The organism is Candidatus Pseudomonas phytovorans, assembly GCA_029202525.1.
GTDB lineage: Bacteria > Pseudomonadota > Gammaproteobacteria > Pseudomonadales > Pseudomonadaceae > Aquipseudomonas > Aquipseudomonas phytovorans.
In genome coordinates this window covers 3,347,488-3,373,011 of sequence record CP119325.1, presented here as the reverse complement: position 1 = coordinate 3,373,011, position 25,524 = coordinate 3,347,488, and the positions used below count along the sequence as shown (strand labels likewise).

25 protein-coding genes and 1 riboswitch are annotated in these 25,524 nt (G+C 63.8%); of the genes, 11 read left to right on the top strand and 14 right to left on the bottom strand.

The features are described 5' to 3' along the window. Positions 1-151: 151 nt before the first annotated feature. Positions 152-418, top strand: coding sequence for a hypothetical protein (locus tag P0Y58_15065; protein ID WEK28231.1), 267 nt, complete (start codon positions 152-154; stop codon positions 416-418). Positions 419-523: 105 nt separating this feature from the next. Here the strand turns inward: P0Y58_15065 and P0Y58_15060 are convergent, their stop codons facing one another. The 4 genes from P0Y58_15060 to cobW all read right to left on the bottom strand — a co-directional run bounded on the left by P0Y58_15060 (position 524) and on the right by cobW (position 7,048). Next, positions 524-1,090 (bottom strand): VWA domain-containing protein, encoded by a 567-nt coding sequence (locus tag P0Y58_15060; GenBank protein ID WEK28230.1) that lies wholly within the window; start codon positions 1,088-1,090, stop codon positions 524-526. 101 nt (positions 1,091-1,191) lie between these two features. Then, the gene (locus tag P0Y58_15055; protein WEK28229.1) at positions 1,192-2,214 is read right to left on the bottom strand and encodes an AAA family ATPase; all 1,023 of its coding nucleotides are present in this window, start codon (positions 2,212-2,214) and stop codon (positions 1,192-1,194) included. A 1-nt stretch (position 2,215) separates the two neighbouring features. Continuing rightward, positions 2,216-5,977: a cobaltochelatase subunit CobN gene (gene cobN / locus P0Y58_15050; protein WEK28228.1), complete on the bottom strand. Its 3,762-nt coding sequence runs from the start codon at positions 5,975-5,977 to the stop codon at positions 2,216-2,218. 3 nt (positions 5,978-5,980) lie between these two features. Continuing rightward, on the bottom strand, positions 5,981-7,048 hold the full coding sequence (gene cobW / locus P0Y58_15045) for a cobalamin biosynthesis protein CobW (GenBank protein ID WEK28227.1): 1,068 nt from the start codon (positions 7,046-7,048) through the stop codon (positions 5,981-5,983). Positions 7,049-7,147: 99 nt separating this feature from the next. Continuing rightward, a riboswitch (cobalamin riboswitch) is annotated at positions 7,148-7,362 on the bottom strand. Positions 7,363-7,533: 171 nt separating this feature from the next. Here cobW and P0Y58_15040 point away from each other — a divergent pair. From P0Y58_15040 to P0Y58_15030, 3 genes are all read left to right on the top strand, one after another. After that, a complete protein-coding gene (locus tag P0Y58_15040; GenBank protein ID WEK28226.1) occupies positions 7,534-7,896 on the top strand; it encodes a hypothetical protein in 363 nt (120 codons plus the stop codon). A 168-nt stretch (positions 7,897-8,064) separates the two neighbouring features. Continuing rightward, positions 8,065-9,642 carry an ATP-binding cassette domain-containing protein gene (locus tag P0Y58_15035; GenBank protein ID WEK28225.1) on the top strand — a complete coding sequence of 526 codons (1,578 nt, stop codon included), beginning with the start codon at positions 8,065-8,067 and terminating at the stop codon, positions 9,640-9,642. 136 nt (positions 9,643-9,778) lie between these two features. Beyond that, positions 9,779-10,798, top strand: coding sequence for a branched-chain amino acid aminotransferase (locus P0Y58_15030; protein WEK28224.1), 1,020 nt, complete (start codon positions 9,779-9,781; stop codon positions 10,796-10,798). Positions 10,799-10,993: 195 nt separating this feature from the next. Here P0Y58_15030 and P0Y58_15025 read toward each other — a convergent pair whose 3' ends face one another. Next, positions 10,994-11,422: a multidrug/biocide efflux PACE transporter gene (locus tag P0Y58_15025; GenBank protein WEK28223.1), complete on the bottom strand. Its 429-nt coding sequence runs from the start codon at positions 11,420-11,422 to the stop codon at positions 10,994-10,996. A 92-nt stretch (positions 11,423-11,514) separates the two neighbouring features. Between P0Y58_15025 and P0Y58_15020 the strand changes: the two genes are divergently transcribed. Further along, entirely contained in the window at positions 11,515-12,369 is an 855-nt protein-coding gene (locus P0Y58_15020; GenBank protein ID WEK28222.1) for a LysR family transcriptional regulator, read from the top strand. 45 nt (positions 12,370-12,414) lie between these two features. Here the strand turns inward: P0Y58_15020 and P0Y58_15015 are convergent, their stop codons facing one another. Together P0Y58_15015 and P0Y58_15010 are read right to left on the bottom strand one after the other, a co-directional pair. Then, a complete protein-coding gene (locus tag P0Y58_15015; protein WEK28221.1) occupies positions 12,415-13,308 on the bottom strand; it encodes a DUF2950 domain-containing protein in 894 nt (297 codons plus the stop codon). Then, positions 13,305-14,684, bottom strand: a complete 1,380-nt coding sequence (locus P0Y58_15010) for a DUF3300 domain-containing protein (protein WEK28220.1) — start codon at positions 14,682-14,684, stop codon at positions 13,305-13,307. Before P0Y58_15010 ends, P0Y58_15015 begins: the two co-directional genes overlap by 4 nt. A gap of 205 nt (positions 14,685-14,889) precedes the next feature. Here P0Y58_15010 and P0Y58_15005 point away from each other — a divergent pair, with 205 nt between their 5' ends. Continuing rightward, on the top strand, positions 14,890-15,141 hold the full coding sequence (locus P0Y58_15005) for a hypothetical protein (GenBank protein ID WEK28219.1): 252 nt from the start codon (positions 14,890-14,892) through the stop codon (positions 15,139-15,141). Positions 15,142-15,173: 32 nt separating this feature from the next. Here P0Y58_15005 and P0Y58_15000 read toward each other — a convergent pair whose 3' ends face one another. From P0Y58_15000 to P0Y58_14985, 4 genes are all read right to left on the bottom strand, one after another. Further along, positions 15,174-16,046 carry a DMT family transporter gene (locus P0Y58_15000; GenBank protein WEK28218.1) on the bottom strand — a complete coding sequence of 291 codons (873 nt, stop codon included), beginning with the start codon at positions 16,044-16,046 and terminating at the stop codon, positions 15,174-15,176. Between the two features lie 100 nt (positions 16,047-16,146). After that, entirely contained in the window at positions 16,147-16,557 is a 411-nt protein-coding gene (locus P0Y58_14995) for a RidA family protein (GenBank protein ID WEK28217.1), read from the bottom strand. Positions 16,558-16,654: 97 nt separating this feature from the next. Further along, positions 16,655-16,867 carry a PLDc N-terminal domain-containing protein gene (locus P0Y58_14990; GenBank protein WEK28216.1) on the bottom strand — a complete coding sequence of 71 codons (213 nt, stop codon included), beginning with the start codon at positions 16,865-16,867 and terminating at the stop codon, positions 16,655-16,657. 83 nt (positions 16,868-16,950) lie between these two features. After that, positions 16,951-17,421, bottom strand: coding sequence for an FAD/FMN-containing dehydrogenase (locus P0Y58_14985; protein WEK28215.1), 471 nt, complete (start codon positions 17,419-17,421; stop codon positions 16,951-16,953). Between the two features lie 159 nt (positions 17,422-17,580). Here P0Y58_14985 and P0Y58_14980 point away from each other — a divergent pair, with 159 nt between their 5' ends. Then, positions 17,581-18,588, top strand: a complete 1,008-nt coding sequence (locus tag P0Y58_14980) for a GlxA family transcriptional regulator (protein WEK28214.1) — start codon at positions 17,581-17,583, stop codon at positions 18,586-18,588. A gap of 7 nt (positions 18,589-18,595) precedes the next feature. On the opposite strand, the gene P0Y58_14975 is transcribed toward P0Y58_14980, so the two are convergent. Both P0Y58_14975 and P0Y58_14970 read right to left on the bottom strand, forming a co-directional pair. Continuing rightward, positions 18,596-19,267, bottom strand: a complete 672-nt coding sequence (locus P0Y58_14975; protein ID WEK28213.1) for a TetR/AcrR family transcriptional regulator — start codon at positions 19,265-19,267, stop codon at positions 18,596-18,598. A gap of 117 nt (positions 19,268-19,384) precedes the next feature. Beyond that, positions 19,385-20,269 (bottom strand): hypothetical protein, encoded by an 885-nt coding sequence (locus P0Y58_14970; GenBank protein ID WEK28212.1) that lies wholly within the window; start codon positions 20,267-20,269, stop codon positions 19,385-19,387. Between the two features lie 197 nt (positions 20,270-20,466). Here P0Y58_14970 and P0Y58_14965 point away from each other — a divergent pair, with 197 nt between their 5' ends. From P0Y58_14965 to P0Y58_14950, 4 genes are all read left to right on the top strand, one after another. Further along, entirely contained in the window at positions 20,467-21,447 is a 981-nt protein-coding gene (locus P0Y58_14965) for an aliphatic sulfonate ABC transporter substrate-binding protein (GenBank protein ID WEK28211.1), read from the top strand. Between the two features lie 16 nt (positions 21,448-21,463). Beyond that, positions 21,464-22,855, top strand: a complete 1,392-nt coding sequence (locus tag P0Y58_14960; GenBank protein WEK28210.1) for an LLM class flavin-dependent oxidoreductase — start codon at positions 21,464-21,466, stop codon at positions 22,853-22,855. A 106-nt stretch (positions 22,856-22,961) separates the two neighbouring features. Further along, on the top strand, positions 22,962-23,798 hold the full coding sequence (locus P0Y58_14955) for a bifunctional allantoicase/(S)-ureidoglycine aminohydrolase (GenBank protein WEK28209.1): 837 nt from the start codon (positions 22,962-22,964) through the stop codon (positions 23,796-23,798). A gap of 90 nt (positions 23,799-23,888) precedes the next feature. Beyond that, positions 23,889-24,488 carry an START domain-containing protein gene (locus P0Y58_14950; GenBank protein WEK28208.1) on the top strand — a complete coding sequence of 200 codons (600 nt, stop codon included), beginning with the start codon at positions 23,889-23,891 and terminating at the stop codon, positions 24,486-24,488. 453 nt (positions 24,489-24,941) lie between these two features. Here the strand turns inward: P0Y58_14950 and P0Y58_14945 are convergent, their stop codons facing one another. Beyond that, complete coding sequence (locus P0Y58_14945) at positions 24,942-25,364, bottom strand: Lrp/AsnC family transcriptional regulator (GenBank protein ID WEK28207.1); 423 nt, start codon at positions 25,362-25,364, stop codon at positions 24,942-24,944. Positions 25,365-25,524 lie beyond the last annotated feature (160 nt).

The following is a 25,524-nucleotide window of genomic DNA, read 5'->3' as shown; positions in this document are numbered from 1 at the left end:
CCTGACAAAATATTTTACACCTATTGTGTGACTTGCCCCCGGACAACGAGCATCAGTACACATAACCCCGCGCTGCACTTCGCGACTCTTGAGGCGACTTTAAAGCAACGCGGAATCACTTCGATGTTTGGGACCATAGAGAGACCGAACCATGAATGCCCCGCTCCGTGTCAACGAAGCACTGCTGATTGCCGACCACGCCTTCGAACCTTTCCAGTGCGTAGCCTGGGATGCACCCAATGGTACTGGTGAGCTGAGCCTGGCAGTGATCGACCGGACCAGCACCCGCATCGGCAGCAAGCAAGTGTCTTCGCGTATCTACTCCGACCCTGCCCAGTGGGCCAGCCTGATCGAAGAAGTACGCGCCGAATTGTGTGAAAAAGGTTACGACCTGCAACCGTGGTCGATGCCAAAGTAACATTGCCGGGTAAAAAAGTGCGTGCAACGCCACGCACTTTTTCAAATACCAAGTTGCTGTTCTGGCAACTTTCACTATTGCGACACAGTGTCGCACCCCTGCTGTTCAGTCCGCGACGTTGAACTGTTGCAAGTGCTGGTAATCGGCGTGCAGTTGTTCGGCCAGACGTCGCGCACGCCCAACACGTACCGGCGCCAACTCCATGTCCACCACCCAGGTTGAGCAGGGCATGGGTTGTACGGCGTTCCAGTGCTGAAGGCGACCATCGGTAAACACCAGGCAGCGTACCGTTTCATCCGGGTGGGCACGCTGACGCACCTGTAGCCAATGCCGGGCCTGCTCCAGTGCAGCGATCAACGGTGTACCGCCACCGGCGCCCAAGGCCTGCAGCCATGGCTGCAAGGCCGCCGAGGCCTTCAGGCCGTGGCGCTGCCACTGCGGTGTGCGCCCGCTGGCAGTCAGCAAGGCCAAGCGGGCACGCTGCCGGTAGGCCTGGTCGAACAGTGCCGCCAGCAGCCCTTTGGTCTGCGCCAGCGCCTGGTGACGGCGGGTCGAGGCCGAGGCATCGACGATCACCAGCCACAATTCTGCCGGTTTGGCCTGACGCTGTTGCCAGCACAGGTCCTGGCGCAGCCGTGGCCGCCCTTTGAGCAAGGTCGGCAGCCAGGCCACCCGGCCGCTTGCCGCACTGCGTGCGCGGCCACGGCTGGCACCGCTCTGCTTGCCTGCGCCCGCTTTGGCATCCGCCCCTTTTGCAGGTGACTGGGGGATGCTCAGGGCTTTTTTGCCCAGTTCGGTACCTCGCGGCGTGCGCCGCTAGCCACCGGCTGCGCCGGCAACGCCCCCCAGTCGCCCTGCCCGCCCTGTTCGCCCGGGTTGCTGGCGCTCTGCTGGCCGGGCTGCTGGTCCGGCGGCTGCGGCGCCGAAGGCGGATTGCCCTGCGGCGCCACGCGGCGGCGATGGCGCAAGGCGAACTCGGCGACCGCTTCGACATCCACTTCTTCGATGACCGCACCACCGCGCCAGGCGCAATGGGCGCGCGCAGCACGTAACCACACCAGATCGGCGCGCATGCCGTCGACACCCGCGGCGTAGCAACGCTCGGTGATCCAGGCCAATGCCTGGTCGTCCAGAGCAATGGCAGCCAGGGCATGGCGCGCCGCCTGGCAGCGCTCGCGCAGTTGCGCCTGGGCAGCAGCCCATTGCGTGCAGAAAGCCTGCGGGTCACTGTCAAAGGCCAGGCGCCGGCGGATGATCTGCTGGCGCGCCCCAGGCTCAGGCTGGCCCTCCAGGGCCACATTCAGGCCGAAACGGTCGAGCAACTGCGGGCGCAGCTCGCCTTCTTCCGGGTTCATGGTGCCGATCAGCACGAAGCGGGCGCTGTGCCGGTGCGAGATGCCGTCGCGCTCAATGCGGTTGGTGCCACTGGCAGCCACGTCGAGCAACAGGTCGACCAGCGTGTCGGGCAGCAGGTTGACCTCATCGACATACAGCACGCCACCGTCGGCCTGAGCCAGTACGCCCGGGGAAAACTGCGCCTTACCCTGCCCCAGCGCGGCATCCAGGTCGAGGGTACCGACCAGCCGTTCTTCGCTGGCACCCAGTGGCAGGGTGACGAACGGGCCCTCACCCAGCAGGTCAGCCAAGCCACGGGCCAGGGTGCTCTTGGCCATGCCACGCGGCCCTTCGATCAGCACACCGCCGATTTTCGGGTCGATGGCGGTCAGGCACAGCGCCAGCTTGAGGTCGTCGGCACCGACCACGGCGGCCAGCGGAAATTGTACGGGTTCACTCATTTCAAGCCTGTTCCTCGCCGTCGAGCAGTTGCTCCTCAAGGGCTTCGCGGTAGTCGCCCGGCGCCTGCCAAAGCCCGCGCTGCTGAGCCTCCAGCAGGCGCTCGGTGAGGTCGCGCAGGGCCTCGGGGTTGTGCTCGCGCATGAAATCGCGGGTGGCCGGGTCGAGCACGTAGGCATCGGCCAGCCCCTGGTAGTGATGATCGTCGATCAGGTGCGTGGTGGCATCGAAGGCGAACAGGTTGTCGACCGTCGCTGCCATCTCGAAGGCGCCCTTGTAACCGTGGCGCTTGACCCCGTCGATCCACTTGGGGTTGAGCGCGCGGGCGCGGATCACCCGGTTCAGCTCTTCCTTGAGGGTGCGGATGCGTGGCCGGTCTACCTGGCTGTGGTCGCCGTGGTAGCTGGCCACAGGCGCCCCGGACAAGGTTTCCGACGCGGCCAGCATGCCGCCCTGGAACTGGTAGTAGTCGTTCGAGTCGAGCAAGTCGTGCTCGTGGTTGTCCTGGTTTTGCAGCACCGCCTGCACTTTGGCCAGGCGCTGGGCGAACTGGGCGCGGGCCGGGGTGCCGTCATCGCTGCCGCCATAGGCGTAGCCGCCGTGGTTGAGGTAGACCTCGGCCAGGTCGTCGCGGCTGTGCCACAAGCGCCCGTCGATGGCGTTCTGCACCCCGGCACCGTAGGCACCGGGTTTGGCGCCGAACACCCGCCAGCCTGCCTGCCGGGCGGCCTGCTCGGCATCCACTCCCTGCGCTTGCAGGGTGGCGCGCTCGCTACGTACGCGGGCGGCCAAGGGGTTGAGGTCGTCGGGTTCGTCCAGCGCGGCCACCGCCTGCACGGCGGCGTCGAACAGCCGGATAAGGTTGCCGAAGGCATCGCGGAAAAAGCCCGAAACGCGCAACGTCACATCCACCCGCGGGCGGTCGAGCAGGCTCAGCGGGAGTATTTCAAAATCGTCAACGCGCTGGCTGCCGGTGGCCCACACTGGCCGCACGCCCATCAGCGCCATGGCCTGGGCGATGTCGTCGCCGCCGGTGCGCATGGTCGCCGTGCCCCACACCGACAGGCCAAGCTGGCGCAGGTGATCGCCGTGGTCCTGCAGGTGGCGTTCAAGGATCAGGCTGGCCGAAGCGAAGCCCAGCCGCCAGGCCGTGGTGGTGGGCAGGTTGCGCACGTCCACGGTGTAGAAGTTGCGGCCCGTGGGCAGCACATCGAGGCGCCCACGGCTGGGCGCACCGCTTGGCCCGGCAGGCACGAATCGCCCGGCCAGTGCCGCCAGCAGGCCATTCATTTCAGCAGCGCCGCAGGCATCCAGGCTGGGCGCCACCGCTTCGCGCAAGGCCTGCAATACCTCGCACACCGGCTGCCATTCGCTCATGTCGGGCAACTGTAGGGTCCCGCCCAGCGCCTGCTCGATCAGCTGCTGCGCCAACAGTTCCAGGCGCTCGCGGGTATCGCCACAGGTGCGCCAGGGGTCAATGCTCATGGCCAGCAGTTGCTCAGGGCGTGCGCCCTGCCAGGGCAGCCCAAGCTCACAATCGAGCGGGTCAAAACCTGGGACCAGTGCCCTGGCCAAGGCCCGCAGCAGGCTGGCGTTGCCGCCGCGACCGTCGCCACGCTCAACCCGCAACAGTGCCAGCAGCGTATCCAGGCGCAAGCGCCCTTCTGGCGACTGGCCAAACACATGCAGGCCATCGCGGATCTGCGACTCCTTCAAGTCGCACAGGTAGGTGTCCAGGCGCGGTAGCCATACGGCGGCATCGTCAAGCTGCCCTTCCAGCTGCAGCTCACGGTCGATGTGGTTGACCTTGACCAGTTCGAGGATGTCGCGCTGCAACTCGCGGGCACGCCGCGGGTCGAGCAGTTGCGCTTCGTAGAACTCGTCGGCCAGTTGTTCCAGGTGACGCAGCGGCCCGTAGGTTTCGGCACGGGTCAGCGGCGGCATCAGATGGTCAATGATGACCGCTTGAGTACGGCGCTTGGCCTGGGCACCCTCGCCCGGGTCGTTGACAATAAACGGGTAGATGTTCGGCAGCGGGCCAAGCAGCGCATCTGGCCAGCACTGTGCCGACAGGCCGACGCCCTTGCCGGGCAGCCATTCGAGGTTGCCGTGTTTGCCGACATGGATCACCGCGTCGGCGGCAAATGCGTGGCGTAGCCAGAAGTGAAACGCCAGGTAGCCGTGTGGCGGCACCAGGTCGGGGTCGTGATACACCGCGCTGGGGTCTACCTGGTAGCCCCGGGCTGGCTGGATACCGACAAACGTCAGGCCAAAGCGCAAGCCGGCCACCATCAGCCGGCCGCTGCGGTACATCGGGTCTTGCTCGGGCGGCCCCCAGCGCTCCAGCACGGCCTGGCGGTTGGCCTCGGGCAGGCGCTCGAAGGCCGTCTGGTAGTCGGCCAGGCTCAGGCTCTGGGCGCAGGGGCGTTGGTCCAGGTGGTCGAGGTCGTTGGTCACGCCGCCGAGCAGCTGGTGGATCAGTTGCGTGCCGCTGCCCGGCAAATCGGCCAGCGGATAGCCTTCGGCCTGCAGCGCCTTGAGGATGTTCAGGGCAGCAGCCGGCGTATCCAGGCCGACGCCATTGCCAATGCGGCCATCGCGTGTCGGGTAGTTGGCCATGACCAAGGCTACGCGTTTCTGGGCGTTGGGCAGCCGCGCCAGCTCGACCCAGCGACGGGCCAGCTCGGCGACAAAGTCCATGCGCTCGGGGTGGGCGCGGTAGCACACCACATCGGACTGGCTGCGCTCGCTGCGCCAGGCCATGTCCTTGAAACTGACCGGCCGGGTGATGATGCGCCCGTCCAGTTCGGGCAAGGCAATGTGCATGGCCAGGTCGCGCGCGCCCAGCCCCTGTTCGCTGGCTTCCCAGCCGAGCTGGTTGTCTTGCGCGCAAATGGCCTGCAGCACCGGAACGTCGCGGCGGAACGGGCGCAAGTTGGGCCGTTCGGGGCTGGACAGGGCAAAACCGGTGGTATTGACCAGCACTTCGGCACCGACCTCGTCCAGCCAGGCTTCGACCTGCTCCAGGCAGGCGCTTTCTTTGAGGCTGGCCACGGCGATCGGCAACGGGTTCAGGCCTGCCGCCTGCAGCCGCTGGCAGAACACATCGATGAACGCCGTATTGGCAGCCTGCAAGTGCGAGCGGTAGAACAGCAGCGGCGCCACCGGGTAATCCGGGTGCCAGTGCGGGTACCAGACTTCCAGCGCCACGCTGCCCTTGGTCGGGTGATACACGGCGGTGCGCGGCAAGGGTTGCGGCTCGTCCCAGGCATAATCGCGGCCCAGCCACTGGCTGGCCAGGCAGTTGTACAGGTTGATTGCATTGGCCTTGCCGCCCTGGCGCAGGTAGTGCCAAAGGCGCTCGGCCTGCTCGCCACTGACGTTGCCCAGGCGGGTCAGCTCCGGGTCCGGGCGGTCATCGCCCGGCACCAGAATCAGCTTTACGCCCCGGGCGGCCAGCTCGACCAGTTGCTCGACGCCATAGCGCCAGTAACCCACGCCGCCGTGCAGCGACACCAGGATGACCTTGGCGTGGCGCAGCACCTGGTCGACATACAGGTCGACCGACGCGTGGTTCTGCACCTGCATCGGGTTTGCCAGGCGCAGGCTGGGGAAGCCTTCGGGCAATTGCTCGGCGGTATCGGCGAGCAATGCCAGGTGCGAGTCGCCGCTGCAGAGAATCACCAGTTCGGCGGGTGTCTGGCCGAGATCGGCAATGCTGTCATCCGGCACGAAGCCGCCGGGCTGGGTCCGCAGCAGGTGCATGGGTCAGGCGCCCAAGGCCTGGCGCAGGCGCGCTTCCAGCTGTACGGCGTCGAGTTCCTGGCCGATCAGCACCAGGCGGGTGATGCGCGGCTCGTCGGCACGCCAGGCGCGGTCGAAGTGCTTGTCGAAACGGGTACCCACGCCTTGTATCAGCAGGCGCATCGGCTTGCCCGGGATGGCCGCGAAGCCTTTGGCGCGCAGAATGCCGAACTCCACCACCAGCTGGGTCAGGGCGTCGAGCAACAGGCTTTCGTCAGCCTCCGGCAGGTCAATCGAGATGGAATCGAAGGCGTCGTGGTCATGGTCGTCATGATCATCGCCGTCGTGGTGCGAATCGTGGTGGGTACGACGGCCATCGATGTGCGCCTCGGACTCTGCGCCCACGCCCAGCAGCACCTCCAGCGGCAGCTTGCCGCTGCTGGCCTCGATCACTTTTACCGCCGGGGGCAGCTCTTCAGACACTTCGGCACGCACCTTTGCCAGGCCTTCGGCGTCGATCAGGTCGGCCTTGTTCAGTACCACCAGGTCGGCGCTGGCCAACTGATCGGCGAACAGCTCGTGCAGCGGCGATTCGTGGTCCAGGTTCGGGTCGAGCTTGCGCTGGGCATCGACCTGGTCCGGGTAGGCGGCGAAGGTGCCGGCAGCCACGGCCGGGCTGTCGACCACGGTAATGACCGCGTCGACGGTGCACGCGTTACGGATTTCTGGCCACTGGAAGGCTTGCACCAGCGGTTTCGGCAAGGCCAGGCCGCTGGTTTCGATCAGGATGTGGTCCAGGTCGCCACGGCGTGCCACCAGCTCGCGCATGACCGGGAAGAACTCTTCCTGCACGGTGCAGCACAGGCAGCCGTTGGCCAGTTCGTATACACGACCGCTGGCTTCTTCTTCAGTGCAACCGATGCTGCATTGCTTGAGGATCTCGCCGTCGATGCCCAGTTCGCCGAATTCGTTGACGATGACCGCGATGCGGCGGCCCTGGGCGTTGTCGAGCATGTGCCGCAACAAGGTGGTCTTGCCCGAGCCGAGGAAGCCGGTGACGATGGTAACGGGGAGCTTGGCCAGTGTTTTCATGTCGCATTGCCCTTGGCAGTATGGCGCGGGCATGCAGGACGACAGCCGCGGGCCAGGCCGGCCGGGCTTGTTCGCCACCGGATCACCCCGCCCGGTTGAAAGTCGAAAACGTGACGAGGCAGGTCTCCTGGCTTGCACCGTTCCATTGGCCTGACAAACAGCAGGCGGTGGCGGGATGACGCCTTCCCGCGCGTTGGCGCAGTGGCTGTGTCGATCCGTTGTCGGTGCTTACAGTTGCGGGGGCAGCCGCGGCTTGTACCGCGTTCCCGTCTTAGCTTCGGCCTGGCCGAAGAACCTCGAAGTGGCAAGGCTACGCAGTGGCTGGCGGGTGGTCAACCATTGCTGCGGGCTGGCCGACCACAAGGGATGCAACTGCGCTACAGTGGCACCTTTGCCCACTGCCCACGACGCCCCATGCCCCTCGCCCCCGCCATACCGGTACAGCGCCTGCGCTTTTGCCAACTAATCGATAACGAGGCCTACCTGTGAAGGCCCTCGGCAAACGCGAAATGGCCCGCCTGGAGCGAGAGCTGGTGGCATGCCTGACCGAAGCCTGCGAAACCGCCAAGGCGCAAATCATCGGGTTCACCTGGCTCACCCACCGGCTTGATCCCGATGATTTCCCTACCAGCCTGCGGATTACCTGGGTTTTCGAGCATGAGGCCGAAAAAGCCGCTGCCGTGGCGGGCGAAGCGAAGACGCGCATGTTGGCGCTGACCCGTCAGGCGCTGGACCAGGCCGGCATACAACTGGATCACCCTGCCTGGCATGTGCGCTTCGACAGTGAGGAGGCCTGCACAAACGGCCACGGTGGCGACTGGGCCAAACGTCTGCAGAAGCAGCGCTGAGGCCAGCTCGCGGGCGGTGCTTTACCCGCCCCCCTCGGTCCGTTAGGCTACGCATTCCCCAACTACGAGGTGTTCGTCCAATGCGCCATTAATGCCGCCGTCCCTTCGACGGCCAGTCTTCAGCCTCCGGTTCGCTCCGGAGATGTCGCGGCATTTGTGGAGTTGTACATGACGAACACGTCGATCCTGACGCTGGATAGCGTCTCCCTGGTCTTGCCTGATGGCCGGCCACTGTTCACCGACCTCAACGAAACCTTCGACCAACGCCCTACCGGCCTGGTCGGGCGCAATGGTGTGGGCAAGAGCCTGCTCGGGCAGGTGCTTGCCGGCCAGCGTGCACCGAGCAGCGGCCATTGCCGACGCCTGGGGGCTGTCCATTTACTGAACCAGCAGGTAATCGAGCGCAGCGCGACACTTGCCGACCTGGCACAGGTAGGGCCGGTGGTTGCGGCGCTGGAGCGCATCGAGCAAGGCAGTGTCGAAACCCGAGATTTCGACACGGTTGGCGAGCGCTGGGACATCCGTGAGCAATTGCAGGCGCATCTGCAGCGCCACGGCCTGGGCCAACTCGACTGGCGTCAGCCCGCACGAAGCCTGAGCGGTGGCCAAGCCATGCGCGTGGCGCTGATTGGCGCATGGCTCAGCGATGCCGACTACCTGATACTCGACGAACCGAGTAATCACCTGGACAGCGGCGCCCGTGCCCAGCTGCTGAGCATGATCGAAGCCTGGGACCGTGGCATGCTGGTCATCAGCCACGACCGCAGCCTGCTGGCGCACATGGTGCGCATTGTCGAACTCTCCAGCCTGGGGTTGCAGGCCTATGGCGGCAACTACAGCTTCTATACAGCACAAAAAGCCAGCCAGACGGTGCAGGCCCAGCAACAACTTGCCCGGCTTAAACAGCAGCAACAACGCCAGGCCTGTGAGCTGCAGCGCCAGCGCGAAGACCTGGAACGGCATCAAGCCCGGGCCGGGCACCAAGCCAGGCACGCCAACCAGGCCAAAATTCTGGTCGACCGCCAGCATGAGCGCAGCCAGGCCACTGCGGGCAAGCAGCGCCGCGACCATCGCGATGCCCAGCAAGCACTGCTGGGCAAAGTGCGTGCCGCCGCCCGCGAGGTCGAGCAAGACAACGCCATTACTTTGCATGCGCCCACCCCACAGCGCCATGCAGGCCGCGAAGTGCTGGCCCTGCACGCACTTCGCCTGCCCCACGGCACCAGCAAACCGCTTGACCTGCGCTTGTGCCTGGGCCAGCGGATGGGCCTGACCGGCGCCAATGGCAGTGGCAAGTCCACCCTGCTTCGGCTGCTGCACGGGGAAATACCGGCATCGCCCGACCATGTGCGCCTCAGTGGCGACACCGCCCTGCTCGACCAGCACTGCAGCGCACTGCCGGGCCACAGCAGCGTGCTTGAGCACCTGCGCCAGGCCAACCCCGTGCTTGCCCAGGGCGAGTTGCGCAGCCGCCTGGCGCAACTGGGCCTGGATGCGCCCCGTATTGAACTGCCCAGCAGCCTGCTCAGCGGCGGCGAGCGGATGAAGGCGGCACTGGCCGCCGTGCTGTACCGCGAGCGGCCACTCGACCTGTTGCTGCTGGACGAGCCGGGCAACCACCTGGACCTGCCCTCACTGGCAGCCCTGGAGCGCATGCTCGGGCAGTTTCGCGGGGCGCTGATAGTGGCGTCCCATGATGCAGTTTTGCTGGAAAACCTGGCACTGGATGAGTACCTGCAGTTGTAGAAACCGAAAAAAAAGCATCGCAGGCTATCAATTCGTGACTGGCCGTTCCCGATCCGCGACGGATGTATTATGGTGACGTGGTGCGCATATAACAGCAGCCCGAGCGATCGGGCACTTGCAAGACAATGAGGGTGTCATGAGCAACGAAAGCATTAACTGGGACAAGCTGGGTTTCGACTACATCAAAACCGACAAACGCTACCTGTCCGTATGGCGCAATGGCGAGTGGGACAAGGGCACCCTGACCGACGACAACGTCCTGCACATCAGTGAAGGCTCCACGGCCCTGCACTACGGCCAACAGTGCTTCGAAGGCCTCAAGGCCTACCGTTGCAAGGACGGCTCGATCAACCTGTTCCGCCCGGACCAGAACGCCGCCCGCATGCAGCGCAGCTGCGCCCGCCTGCTGATGCCGCACGTGCCGACCGATGTATTCATCGAGGCGTGCAAGCAAGTGGTCAAGGCCAACGAAAAGTTCGTGCCACCGCACGGCAAAGGCGCCCTGTACCTGCGCCCGTTCGTGATCGGTACCGGTGACAACATCGGCGTGCGCACCGCCCCCGAGTTCATCTTCTCGGTATTCGCCATTCCGGTTGGCTCGTACTTCAAGGGCGGCATGAAGCCGCACAACTTCCAGATCTCCAGCTTCGACCGCGCCGCCCCACAAGGCACCGGTGCAGCCAAGGTCGGTGGCAACTACGCTGCCAGCCTGCAGCCGGGCGCTGAGGCCAAGAAGGCCAACTTTGCCGACGCCATCTACCTCGATCCGCTGACCCACACCAAAATCGAAGAGGTCGGCTCGGCCAACTTCTTCGGCATTACCGGCAACAACGAGTTCGTGACCCCGAAATCGGCCTCGGTGCTGCCAGGCATCACCCGCCTGTCGCTGATGGAACTGGCGCAATCGCGCCTGGGCCTGACCGTGATCGAAGGCGATGTCGAGATCGACAATCTGGGCCGTTTCATCGAAGCTGGCGCCTGCGGTACCGCTGCGGTGATCACCCCGATCGGCGGTATCGAGTACAACGGCAAACTGCACGTGTTCCACGACCTGGAAAAGGTCGGCCCGGTTACCCAGAAGCTCTACAACGAGCTGACCGGCATCCAGAGCGGTGATGTTGAAGCACCGGCTGGCTGGATCGTCAAAGTCGCCTGAGGCGGTTTAGCGATTTGAAAACGGGGCATGCCAGCGATGGCATGCCCCGTTTTTGTTGAAGGGGTTGAAGCCCCTGTGGGAGCGGGCGTGCCCGCGAACACCGGCGCAGCCGGTGCCATCCACCGCGTCGCCTGCTTCGCGGGCGCGCCCGCTCCCACAAGGATCGCGTGAGCGTTCGGATTTGCGAGCAACAAATTATGCCAGGCGGCGCTGCATCATCAGGTGCCGGGCTTTGTCGAACGCCCAGTTGTACAGCACGGTGTAGGGCAAGATGATCACGAAAAAGCCCAGTTCGACCATGAACGCCTGCAGCAGCGAAATATCCAGCATCCACGCCGCCACCGGCAGGCACCACACGACCAGCCCGGCCTCAAAGCCCAGGCCGTGGACAAAACGCGCACTGGCCTTCCAGTGGATGCGTTCAGTCTGCACCCAGCGATCAACCAGCGCGTTGTAGACCATGTTCCACAGCATGGCGATCACCGACAGGGTTACCGCCAAGGCACCCGCCGTCGCCAGCGATTTGCCCATCACCCAGGACAACAGCGGTGCGCACAGCAGCACAGCGAATACTTCGTAGCCCACGGCGTGTACCAGGCGTTCGGTGAAAGACACGTTTTTCATTGCAAAGTCCATCCATTGCGTGAGTCGTGCTTCCTATTTTCTTTGATAGAACTGATACTCGCGACATAGCTACCATCGGTTTTATCAATGCCATGCGCTACTCACCCGAAGCTTTGGTCGCCTTTGTCGAAGCTGCATCGCTGGGTTCGTTCTCTGCTGCGGCGCGCAAATTGCGCAAAAGCCAGTCCACCGTCAGCATCGCCATTGCCAATTTCGAGGCTGATATCGGCTGCACGCTGTTCGATCGCGGTGGCCGCCACCCCACGCTGAATGAGGCAGGCCGGCAGGTGCTGACCCATGTCGAGTCCATTCTCGATGCCAGCGCACAGCTGGACGCCCTGGCGGTAAGGCTGGCAGAGAATATCGAGGCGCTGGTCTCGGTGGTGATGTCAGACAGCTACAGCGTCACCTTCCAAGGCGCGGTAATGGCCAACTTCGCCCAGCACTACCCGCATACCGAACTGCGCTGCGGCCCGTCAGAAGATGCCGATGTAATCGAGTTGATCCAGCAAGGGCTGGCACATATCGGCATTCTTGCCACGCAACCCGGCTACCCCGCCGATGTGGCTGTGGCGCGCTTGCCGGAGCAGGCAGAATTTGGCGTATACGTGGCCAGCGGCCATCCGTTGGCAGGCTTGGCGCAGGTGCAGGCACAGCACCTGGAGAACGCACGGCAGCTGTACATCAAGACCTATGCGCCCAGCCTGCACCACGGCCGCGGCCAGGCCTGGTCGGCACCAGACTACCTCACGCTGCTGGAATTTGCCGTGCGCGGGTTTGGCTGGGCCGAACTGCCCAGGGCGTTGGTGACACGCTTTGGCAACGAGCTGGTGGAGCTGCAGATCGCAGGTTACCCACGCCGGGTGGACATGGATGTGGTCTGGTCGAGCCGGCGAGCGCTGGGGCCGGCGGGGCAGTGGCTGGTACGGCAAATGCTGGGACAATAGATCTATTCCACCGTCCGGGCGGCGCGATCGCATTTATTGTCGGGCTCAATCCCCGGCCGCTACATCCACCACCTTCCAGCTGTCATCCGGATCAAAGCGTTTGATCTCCTTGGCCAGCCGCTCCCCATGCGGCCCAAGGTCTTTCTCGAACACCTGGCCGTCATGGCTGATCATGAAGCTCATCACCCCGGTGTCGTCGTACCTGGCAGGCCAGGCGACCATGGCGAAGCCCCGGCTCATCTGGTTGCCGATCAGGTAGCTGTAGGCGCCGCCGGGGGCAGAAGGGCCTTGTGCGTCGAGGATACGGAAGTGGTAGCCATACCAGTCATCGCCAACCACATCCTGACCGAACAACGGCCCCAATGGGCTGACTTGCCCGTCGCCGTCATCGTCCCAATACAACCCGTCATGCTTGCCCGGCTCGCTGAAAATCTTCTGCGCATACTCCAGCGCACCGTTGCCGTTTCGGTCCTGGGAGGCATAGTCCATCTGCGCGTCGTGGTAGGCCAACAATGCCTGCATGGCCGCCAGTTCGTCGCGGCCGATGCGCCGGGCGCGAATTTCGGCGCTGCCAGCCTTGAGGTCGAAGCGCCAGCCGTGGCTGCTTTTGGTCAACGGTATGGGCAAGGTCCAGTGTTCACCGCCCACCGCCAGGATGGCCTTGCCCTCGCCTGCCATGTCGATACTGTGCTGCGCGCGGTACTGCGCCAGGAAGGTGTCCACGTCGCTGCGTTGCACACCCCCACGCGGTATGTAGGTGCGCCAGTCATCACCCAGCAACTGGGCCAGGCGGGCTTCATCAGCTTTCTCCGTGCCCAGCGCCGCAACGAACGACTCCACGGCCTTATCTGGCGTCGGGAAGGCTTCCTGGGCAGCTGTCAGGCAAGTCCATGCCAAGCCTGCGGCAAGCAGCGATGCTGCAAATACTGGACGTTTCATCGGCGGCCTCCTCCACCGTGGCGCATTGGGGCACTGGGTCGGGAGATCTGGTGCCCGGCGGCACGTGACGCGTTGGGCCGCTGGGCAAACGCCTGGCTGGTACGACCACGGTTGGCCTGCAGGCTGGTGCGCGACGGCGAACCCACGCCGTCGAAGGCATTGTTACGCGCCCGGCCGGCGCTGTTGGCGGGCCGGTTCTGGGCCACTTGCCGGGCTTGGGCATTACGTGTTTCCTGGCGGCGCTCAGTTGCGCCCGCATTGTCGCCACGGGGTTGCATGCGGTTGCCCAGCGAATTGCCCGCCTGCGCCTCGCGCATTTGCTGGCGTGCCTGGCGGTTGTCGGTGGCAGGCCGTTCCATACCGGCGCGGTCCATCGAGGCCCGGGCCTTGTCCCGTGCCTGCGCCCGCTGGGCGTCGTCGCCCCGGAAGGCATTGCGCTGCGTGGCGCCGTCCAGTTGGCGGCCATACTGCTGGCGGCTACGGGCATCGCGGTAAGGCACACCTTCGCGGTTCGCGGCATTGTGCTGCCATTTGTTCTGGTTGTTGGTGATGCGGTTGTTGACGTTGATGTTGTTGTAGCGGTTGACGTCGATGTCGATGTCGTTGTGGCCCCAGTCACAGTCGCCCCACAACGAGGCGACGACCGCCACGCCAGTACCGAAGGCCAGGCCGGCCACCAGTGCGGAACCTGCGGAGTACATCGGCGGCGGCGGATAGTAAACGGGCGGCGAGGCCGGGTAGGCCCAGGTACCGTAGATGGTGGTCGGGTTGTAGCTGGGCACGTACACCACCTGCGGGTCGGCCGGCTGGATGATGATGGTGGACGCAGGGCTACTGGAAGGTTGTGCTACCGGGGCGGCCTGCACGGTCACGTTCTGGTACTGGTTGCTTTGCAGGTTGCCGGCAGCCTGGGCCTGGTGACGCAAACGCTGCACCGCGCCCATGACATCGTCGGGCTGCGCCAGGAAGGCATCACCCAGGCGCTGCACCCACACCGGGTCCTGGCCCAGAGTCGCCAGCAACTGCGGGAAAGCCACCAGTGCTTGCACGCTCGGGTCCCACGGCTGCTTCGCTACCTGTTTGACTGCCGCATCGCCAGATGCCTTGGGGTTGGCCTTGGACCAAGCCACGGCCTCGCTCACCTGCCCCGGGTAAGTGGCCGCCATCAGTACCTGAGCCAGCAGCGGATCCGGGTACAACGCAACCGGCGCCAGCATCTGGTCCAGCTGCGCTTGAGTGAACACCGGGGTCTTGGCCGCGACCGTGTCGGTTTGCGGGACTGGGTCGGGGGCTGGTGCGTCCTGTGCCCGCGCCAGACCGGGCGCCGCGTTCAGGCACATCAGCGCTGACAGCAAAGCAAACAATGGCATGCGCATCGCTTATCCCCAGGAGGTCAGATCGCGTGGGTTAAGGGTAGCAATGGCGATGCTTTTGGCCAGAGCCGCGGGCGCAAACTTTTCGCACTGATGCTTGCGTCAATAGTGACTATCGAACATGGCAATTTCTACTGATCGTCCCGGCTTAATAACCTAGCTCCATCGATTCGAACCTGGCGAATCCCCTGCATTCCGGAGCTGCTCGATGAACACCAAGGCCCGCCTCTTTCTCATTGCCCTGGCCGCTACCAGCATTGCTGTGCTGGCCGGCTGTGCGAACCACCCTGAACTGCGTGCGTACAGCGCTGAAGAAACGCGCCAACTGCAACTGGAGGCGTTGCAGCGCCGCGGCCTGTCTCTGGACGATTACGAGCAGCAACGGCGGGTAATCCAGCGTGCCGGCAACCTGCCAGTGGTGACCGAGGCCGCCGACGCAGACCGTTCGACCAAAGGCTGAGTGGTCACGCTCAAGGCGCAGCGCAGTTTCTTTTAGCGCCGTGACGCCAGCGCCAGCGCGATACCACCCAGCACCACCACACACGCCATGAGCAAACGCAACGACAACGGCTCGCCAATCAGGACAACCCCACCCAGTGCGGCAATCACCGGCACACTTAACTGCATGGTGGCTGCCTGCTGCGCACTGACCTGCCTGACCACGCCGTACCACACGGCGTAGCCCGCGCCAGAGGCCAGCACGCCGGAGCCCAAGGCATACAGCAAGCCCAGCGGTGTGAGGTGCGGACCGGCGCCCAGCAATAACATCGGTAGCAGCAGCACCAGGCAAGGCAGGCTGCGGGCAAAATTGCCGGCAGTATCGGCAAGCGGTCTGGGCGAGCCTCTGCCCAGCAACGTGTAGACGCCCCAGGCCACGCCAGACAGGGCCATCAGCAATGCACTGGCCAAGGGTGGCGCCGCTGCACCGGGCAACAACAGCACCAGCAGGCCGAAAAAGGCGATGAGCATGCCCAGCAGCATCCGTGCGCTGATGCGTTCGCCTTTGTACCAGGCAAAGCCAAACATGGTGATCTGCACTGCACCGAACAGCACCAATGCTCCCGCACCGGCGCCCAGTTGCAGGTAAGCCGTAGAGAACAGGAAAGCGTAGAGGAACAGGGCCAGCCCGCCACGCCAGCTGCCGCCCATGGCCAGCGCGGGTTTGCGCAGGCGGATCAACAGCAGCAGGAACAACGCACCACTGGCCAGGCGTACCACGGTGAACAAAGCCGGGTCGATGGCCCCGTCCTTCAGCGCCAACCGGCAGAACACCGAGTTGGCGGCAAAGGCCATCAGGCTGAAGAGTGCGGGCCAGATCCAGGCCCTGGCCCTGCGATCGGTCAGCGTGGTGGTGCCGGTGCTCATGGTGTGGTCACCTCTGAGGGAATATTGTTGTTATAGCGGCCATGCGTATACCGATATACAACAAAGTGTTTCCAAAGCGCCACCACAGCATCACCCAGCGTTAAAGCGCTGCCACCGCGTCGATCTCCACAAGCATGCCGTCCAGCGCCAGGCGGGGTACCGGGATTAGCGTACAGGTCGGTTTCATGTGCGGGCCCCAGGCCCGGTCGGCTTCGGCCACCCATTGACGCAGGCGCGTTTCGGAATGCTCGACAATCAGCAAGGTCAGCTTGAAAACGTGGGCCAGGCCGGCGCCTTTGGACGCCAGCGCCACCTCAAGGTTGGCTAGCGCCTGGCGGGCCTGTTCGGCGAACAATGGCGACAACTGGCCGTTACTGTCTTCCCCGCCTTGGCCGGCGATGAACAGCAGACGGCTGTCGGCACTCACTTCGGCGACATGGGAGTAGGCATTGCCACTGGGGTCGTACAGCCCCTCAGGATTGGTCAGCTGGAATGCGGTTGATTGGGTCACGACAAGCCCTCACTCGGTAGGAAGAGTGGCGCAGTATCAGACCTGAAGCTAACTCGAGGTCAAGCGCAGGTGCACCCCGCGCCTGGCATTGGCGCGGTTATTTCTCCTGCAATACCGCCCGCCCCTTCACTGCCCGCGGGCCGCGCCAGGCCCAGAACAACAAACCGGGGAATGGTGCGTAGACAACGAACACGACCCACAGCATCTTGCGCTCGGCGCGCTGGTCACTGCCGATAATGTGCCAGATGGCCCAGATTTCCAGCAGGATGACCAAGGCCGCGATGATGATCCAGATCGTTCCGATTTCCATGAGCGCTCTCCCATTTGGCATGTATTGGGTTGGGTTACTGCCAGCGCTGAGGGTTCAGATTCATTTGGCCAACTGCATGGCTCTCAACGCTGCCGGGCGCTCCCCAGCGCCGCCTTCAACGCCGCCGCATCGGCGAACGCCCGCTGGCTCACCAGCACGCCCTGCTCCACCTGCAACCACTGCACCTGGCCATCCTGTCCGGGATAACGGCCGGCGACGCGCCCGTCACGGTCGAGCAGCACTCTGTAATTGTAATCGCGCATGGCGGGAATCGCGAACAGCTTGCTGATCAGCGCCGGCATCCCCTGGATGTCGGCAACAAACACTGCATCACGCGCCTCCAGGTAGCCCTTGGGCTGCTCGGCCAGGGCCGCCTTTACCAGCTTGGCGCCGTCCATGTCGCGGGCTACCAGCAAGATGTGCGTGCTGGTATCCAGGCTGTAGGCCTGGTCGTGCTGGTCGAGCAGCGACCACGGGGCCAGTTTTTCACCCGGCTCCAGGGCATTGGCCAGCAACGGCAACAGGCTGAACAACAGGGCAACGGCGTATTTCATCAAAGGCGTCCTCAGTGACAGTGGGCAACATCGCGGCAAAGTGCCAAGCCAGACAGGTTGCCTGAACACGACCTGAAATACGACACGTCCACCCGGAACATTGTCTTTCCCCCGGCCACCCGCCACACTCTGCAGGCCAGCCAGGAAGCGGAGTCCAGAGTGCCCACGCCACGTCAGTTCAGCAAGAAGACCAGTACCAGCAACATGCTGCGGCTGAAATCCACCAGCGCCAATGCCCAGGCCCCCTATCGGGTTGATTTCGTCCTGCTCGAACACTTCTCGATGGCCAGCTTCACCGTGGCCATGGACGTGCTGGTCACCGCCAACCTGCTGCGCGCCGACAGTTTCCAGTTCACCCCGTTGTCAATGAACGGCGACCGGGTAACCAGCGACCTGGGGTTGGAGCTGGTGGCCACCGAGCTGTCTGCTGGCGAGCTGAAAGCGCTGGACCTGCTGGTGGTCTGCGGTGGCTTGCGCACCCCGCTCAAGTACCCTGAACTCGACCGCCTGCTGGACGACTGCGCCGCCCACGGCATGGCCCTGGGCGGCCTGTGGAATGGCGCCTGGTTCCTTGGCCGCGCCGGAGTGCTGGACGACTACGGCTGCAGTATCCACCCCGAGCAACGTGCCAGCCTGTCCGAGCGCAGCCCGCAAACACGCATCACGCCCGCCAGTTTCACACTGGATCGCGATCGCCTCAGCGCCGCCAGCCCCAACGGGGCCATGGAGCTGATGCTGGGCCTGGTGCGCCGGCTGTATGGTGACGGGCTGGCCGAAGGCGTGGAGGAAATCCTGTCCTTCTCTGGCGCCCGCTACCGCCAGGTTGGCCCAGGGGCGAAGAAGTCCATGAGCCTGCACCTGCGCACCATCGTCGAGCTGATGGAGAACAACCTGGAGGAAACCCTCAGCCTCGACCAGCTGGCCGCCTACAGCGGGCGCTCGCGCCGGCAGATCGACCGGCTGTTCCAGGCTCAGTTGGGCACCTCGCCACGGCGCTACTACATGGAGCTGCGCATCACCAAAAGCCGCCGGCTGCTGCAGTACTCCGACCTGTCGGTGATGGAAGTGGCGGTGGCCTGCGGGTTTGTGTCGGTGTCGCACTTCAGCAAGTGCTATGCAGCGTACTTCGGTTACCCGCCGTCGCGCGAACAACGGCTGGGCGAGTAGGCGGGGTTCAGGCGCAGATATAGCGCAACACGGCGTCACAAATCATGGCTTTGTGGCGCTGCTTGACCTGGTCATCAGACAGGTCGATCTGAAAGATTTCGCCAAAGGTATGGCGGTTGGAAACCCGGTAGAAGCAGAACGCACTCATCAACATGTGCAGGTCGATAACCTCGATACCGGCGCGGAACACACCCTCCTCCACACCGCGGCGCAGGGTATTGCCCAAGGCCTCAAGCACCAGGCTGCTCATTTCGCGAATCGCTGGTGACTGCTTGACGTACTCGCCATAGTGGATGTTTTCGGTGCAGATGATCCGCACGAAATCAACGTTGCGGTCGTGGTGGTCGAAGGTGAATTCCACCAGCCGGCGAATCGCCTGCTCGGCCGGCAGCGACTCCAGGTCCAGACTCTGCTCGGTTTTGCGGATATCGCCATACAACTTCACCAGGCACTCGCAGTACAACTGCTCCTTGCTGCCGAAGTAGTAGTAGATCATGCGCTTGGAGGTAGCGGTGCGCTCGGCGATGGCGTCGACGCGGGCGCCGGCCAGGCCTTGCTGGACGAACTCGGTGATGGCGGCCTGAAGGATGTCTTCGCGCGTTTTCTCGGGGTTGTTCTTGCGCGTCTTGCGCCCACCTACGGTTTCAGGCTGGCCAAGGCCGACTACGGAATCACTCATACCCACTCACAGGCTGTTTATTGGAATGTGAGGGATTATCCGTGAGCACGGGCGTGCAGGGAAGCACGCTGTTGGTCGGGTAGCCATGATGCACTGCCGCTGACGGGCAAAGCAGGGTCAGTCGCGCGCAGCGGTGCTACGTTCAACTGGCGGGGTCAGGTGCAGCACGCGGTTGCGCCCGCCTTCGGCCAGCAGGTAGCCGCCCTTGCCATCCGCAACAATCGACTGAGGCGCTTTGAGGAAAGTCAGCACGGTGTGCTGGCTGCCATCGGCATCGATGCGCAACAGGCGCGCACGATGGGTGTTGTCCTCGCTGATCCACAGGCCACGCTGGTCGCAGAACAGGAACGTCGGGTTGCGCAGGCCCTCGACCACCACCGGGTCCTTGCCATCGTCAGACAAGGCACGGACCTTGCCATTGGCTTTTTCGGTGTACAGCAAGCGCCCGTCGTTGCAACGGGTGAGGCCTTCGGTTTCGGTCAGGCCGGAACGCAGCACATCAAGCTGGCCGCTGGCCCAGTCATAACGCATCAAGCGGCCATTGCCCTTGCGGTCCTCGATGGCATACAGGTGGTCGCCGTCATTCCACAGGCCCTGCACGCTTTCACCGTCGAACAGGTGGGTCACCTGGCCATCGCGGGCCAGGCTTACAGGCGCTTGGCCGCCTTCCTGGCTGAACACCCAACCGCCCTGAGCCGCGACCATGCCATCGGGCTTGGACAGGTTGTCGACCACTACTACGCGGTCGCCTGTCGCGGTGATCTTGAGGATGCTGCCACGGCCATCATCCAGCTCGCGGCTGACCAGCAGGCTGCCATCCGCTTGCGGCAACAGTGATGCAGCCTTGGCGACATCGCGGTGCAGCACTTCCACGTCCCAGCCAGCGGCCGCCTGGACCGGGTAGAAACTCTGCCAGGCGAAGAAACCCAAGGTGGCGGTCAGCAAGCCGGTAGTGGCGGTCAGGGCGATGCGGGTGCTGCGCTTGCGCAGGAAGTGCGGCATGTAGGGCTCCTCGGGAATGCCGGGGATGCTAGCAAGCGAATGTGAAAAAAATGTCGAAACAATGCAAATCGTTACAAAACAAAAGGATATAAAAATAACAAAACAATCTAACAAAACGGAATATAAAAATTGAAAGCCACACGCCACCTCCTTAGTCTGGGCGCATCGCTTCCCACCTGATTCAAAGGAGCCACACCATGGCAATTCGAGCCTTCTCACCCCTGCGCCGCCTGCTGATCGGCGGCCTGCTGGCCAGTGTTGCCAGCGCCCTACTGCCTTGGTCCGAAGCACTGGCCGACGACGCCAAGACCCTGCGCATCGGTTACCAGAAGTTCAACAGCATCAACATTCTCAAGGGCAGCGGCGCTCTGGAAAAGGCCTTGGCCCCGCAAGGCGTGAAGGTCAGCTGGCACGAATTTGCCGCTGGCCCGCAGTTACTCGAAGCCCTGAGCACCGGCGCCATCGACCTTGGCCACGCGGCCGATGCACCGTCGGTGTTCGCCCAGGCGGCCGGCAAACCGGTGGTATACCTGGCGGCCGAGCAACCCTACCCACGTGGCATCGGCCTGGTGGTACGCGAGCAGGACCACCTGGCTGGCGTGCAGGACCTGAAAGGCAAACGCGTAGCCACCGGCCGTGGCTGGAACGCCCAGTACCTGCTGGCCGTCGCACTCGAACAGGCCGGCCTGAGTTATCAGGACATCACCCCCGCCTACGTCAACAATGCCGCCGATGCCGTGGCCGCCTTGCAGTCAGGCAGCGTCCAGGCCGTTACCCTGTGGGACCCGTTCCTCGCTGCGGCTGAAAGCCAGCCAGGCCTGAAGAACCTGCGTGACGGCAGCGGGCTTTCCAACAACCGCACCTTCTACCTGTCCACCGCCAGCTATGCCGACCAGCACCGTGCGCTGCTAAAGACCTTCTTTACCGAACTGGGCAAGGTCAGCCAGTGGGCCAACGCCAAGCCTGCAGAGGTCGCCGCACTGTTGGCCCCGCAGCTAGGCATCAACGCCAACGTGCTGGAAGTGGCCAGCGAGCGGCGCAACTACAACGCCGTGGCCATCACCCCGCAGATCGTCGCCGAGCAACAGAAACTGGCTGACACCTTCCAGGGCCTGGGCCTTATCCCACACAAGCTGCAGGTGGCCGACGCGGTCTACCCGGCTTCCGTATTGCCTTGAGCGGAGCACACCTGACATGTCCCGCCCGATCCGCTTCAACGCTTTCAGCATGAACGCCGCCAGCCACCAGTCCCCCGGCCTGTGGCGCCACCCCCGCAATACCAGCGTCGCCTTCAACCGCCTGAGCTACTGGACCGACCTGGCCCGCCTGCTGGAGCGCGGCCTGTTCGACGCCCTGTTCATTGCCGATGTGCTGGGTATCTACGACGTCTACCAGGGCGGCCCTGAAGCCGCCCTGCGCGGTGGCGTGCAGGTGCCGGTCAACGACCCGCTGCTGCTGGTGCCGGCCATGGCCGGGGTCACCGAGCACCTGGGGTTTGGCGTGACTTTCTCGCTTACCTACGAGCACCCCTACCCGTTCGCCCGGCGCATGTCCACGCTTGACCACCTGAGCAATGGCCGCGTCGGCTGGAACATCGTCACCGGCTACCTCGACAGCGCCGCACGCAACCTCGGCCTTGCGCGCCAACTGGGCCACGACCAGCGCTACGACCTGGCCGAGGAATACCTGCAGGTGCTATACAAGCTGTGGGAGAAGAGCTGGGACGACGACGCGGTGCTGCTGGAGCTCGACAGCGGGCGCTACATCGAGCCATCCCGGGTGCACCCCATCAACCATGCAGGCGAGCACTTCCAGGTGCCCGGCATGCACCTGTGCCAGCCGTCACCGCAACGCACGCCGGTGCTGTTCCAGGCCGGCGCTTCGGCACGCGGCCAGCAGTTCGCCGCGCGGCACGCCGAATGCGTATTCATCAGCGGCCCGACCCCCACCGTGTTGCGCCGCTACGCAGACGGCATTCGCCAGGCCAGCGAAGCCGCCGGGCGAGGTCGCGATGAAGTGCTGATCTATGCCCAGGCGCTGTTGATCGTCGCCCCTACCCGGGCAGAGGCCGAGGCGCGGTTCACCGAATACCGTCGCTACGTCGACCTGGACGCTGCCCTGGCGCTGCTGTCGGGCTGGACCGGCATCGACTTTGCCGGCCTCGACCCCGATGCGCCGATCGAATACGTCGAAAATGACGCCGGCCGCGCCGCCCTGGCCGCCTTTACCGCAGCCGACCCGAACCGCCGCTGGAGCGTACGCGAGGCCGCCGAATTCGTTGGTTTGGGCGGGCGCGGCCCGGTATTGGTAGGCGCCGCCAGCGAAGTCGCCGACCAGCTGGAAAGCTGGCTGGACCAGACCGGCATCGACGGGTTCAACCTGACCTACGCCGTGCAGCCGGACGACCTGACCAACGTGGTGGAGTTGCTGGTGCCCGAGTTGCAACGCCGTGGCCGCTACCCGTCGAGCTACACCGAAGGCACCCTGCGCCACAAACTGTTCGGCCAGGGCGATCAACTGCCAGAACAGCACGCCGGGCGCCAGGTCGACATTCAGCGATCAAATACCGGGTATTCCAACATTTAATTTGTGGATGGCTAGCGCTCGACCCTATTCTGTTGCCACATCCCCTGCGCCGCACCGGCCGGTGCGGTTCACGGCATGGGGAGAGAACAACAAGTCGAGATTGTCCATGTCGAACCATTCGTACTTCGCCCCCCACGGTGGGCACCCGGCTCAAACCGAGCTGCTGACTGACCGTGCCATGTTCACCGAAGCCTATGCCGTCATCCCAAAGGGTGTGATGCGTGACATCGTCACCAGCCACCTGCCGTTCTGGGACAAGATGCGCATGTGGGTCATCGCCCGCCCGCTGACCGGTTTTGCCGAAACCTTCTCGCAGTACATCGTCGAACTGGCCCCGGAAGGCGGCAGCGAGCGCCCTGAGCTGGACCCTAACGCCGAAGCCGTGGTGTTCATCGTCGAAGGCGAACTGGACATCACCGTTGAAGGCAAGCACCACACCCTCGTACCGGGCGGCTATGCCTTCCTGGCCCCGGGCGCCGAGTGGAGCCTGCGCAACAACAGCAAGTCCAACGTCACCTTCCACTGGCTGCGCAAGCACTACCAGAAGGTCGAAGGCCTGGACGTACCGGAATCGTTCGTCACCCACCGCGACAACGCCACCGTCATCGAGATGCCGGGCACCGAAGGCCGCTGGAAAACCACCCGCTTTGTCGACATGGCCGACATGCGCCATGACATGCACGTGAACATTGTCACCTTCCAGCCGGGCGGCGTGATCCCGTTCGCTGAAACCCACGTGATGGAACACGGCCTGTATGTGCTGGAAGGCAAAGCGGTATATCGCCTGAACCAGGACTGGGTCGAAGTGGAAGCCGGCGACTTCATGTGGCTGCGCGCCTTCTGCCCGCAAGCCTGCTACGCCGGCGGCCCAGGCAACTTCAGCTACCTGCTGTACAAAGACGTCAACCGCCATGTGCACCTGACGCTGAACCCTAAGCGCTAAGCCCAGAGTGATGCCCGCAAGCCCGCCTACCTGGCGGGCTTTCTGTTTGCCGCGCATACTCAAACATCCATCCCCCGCGCGGTACCGGCCATGAACCGCTGCCTGCTGCTCGCCGCCCTGCTGCTGTGCACCCCTGCCCTGGCCGCCGATGACTGGAAGCTGGCCTATGATCGCGAAGGCATCCGTGTCTACCTGAGCGACACCAGTGGCACTTCCTACCAGCAATTTCGTGGTATCAGCACCATGAAAGCCAGCGTGCGTACCCTCACCGACCTGCAAGAGAACCTGCGCGTCGCCTGCAAGTGGCTGTACGCCTGCGACCAGATGCGTTTACTGGACGTGGATGGCGAGAACACCTGGGTGTACCTGACCACCAATCTGCCATGGCCGACGATGCCGCGGGATATCGTGCTGAAGGTGAGCAGCGAACGGCTGGAGGACGGCACGCTGCTGCGGCACCTGAGCGCCGAGCCCGACAGGATTCCCAAGGTTGATGGCCTGATCCGGGTGCAGCATCTGAGCGGTGAGTGGCGGATGAAACCACTTGGCGAGCGCGAGACGGAGGTGACCTACGAGTTGCAGGCCGACCCGGCTGGCGATGTGCCCGGCTGGCTGGCCAACCGGTTCGTGGTGGATGCGCCCGTGGTGACGTTGCGGACATTGCGGGCTGTGGCTGAGCGCCAGCCCTGACGGGTATTGATGTACCTGCTCAGTCCCTGCGGGGCAACCAGCCCGCCATCTGAACAGGTAACTGGGGTCGCTTTGCGGCCCCAGATAGTGCATTACTCGGTTGATGCACAGTCGACCTCTTATTCTTTTTTTGTAAATCTTCAGCGCCCCGCGTCGCACCAATTGATGGGTACCAAGGTGCAGGTTCCATGTGATTGAAAATGATAAAAAAGCAGGTAATAACGAAGACGGACACTCATGCCCATTGCAACTTCGCAGCGGGCATTTTTTATTGTTTGAAACGCACCCTGGGTGATGCGCCTTATACGGCTGTGCAAAAACTGTTTCATCCTGCCCGCGGCTTGGGCCAAGCGGAACGCTACAGAATGCCCACAGCCCAAGGGATTTTTTGCACTGTGAAAAGCCTGGGTGACAGTTTGTGCAATGCACCTGTCAAAAGGCCTGACCCAGCGGTCACATCTTGTAGGTCGAGAGCAGGATGCTGGTCTCGGTATTCTCGATGTGCGGGATGGAGCGAATGGTGTTCAGCGCCCGGTCGAACGCTTCAAGGGTGTCGGCGCGCAGCTCTGCCATCAGGTCCCAGCGGCCATTGGTGGTGTGGATAGCCACCACATTGGGATGCCCGCGCAGCGCGTGCTTGACCTCTGCGGCGTGGTGGCCGCTGATGCCGATGCTGGTAATCGCCCGCACCCCCTGGTCCAGCGCGTCGGAGCGCAAGCGCACCGTGTAGCCGATAATCACGCCCTGCTCTTCAAGCCGGGTAATGCGGTTTTGCACCGTCGCCCTGGCCACCTTGAGTTTTTTCGCCAGGGTCAGCACGGGGGTACGTGCATTGTCCCGCAACAGCGCAATCAGTTCCCGATCGATCGTGTCCATAGGCCTGCCAAATAATCAGATTGCTACTTTGGGGTGGCAGATTGTCTAGAAAGTTGGCAAAACTGGCAACCTGCATTCTTCCTGTTGACGCAACCTTTCATCAAAATGTTCCAGCCGGCGACACTTCGATAATCTTAAGCGTTCACCCTGCAATATCTGG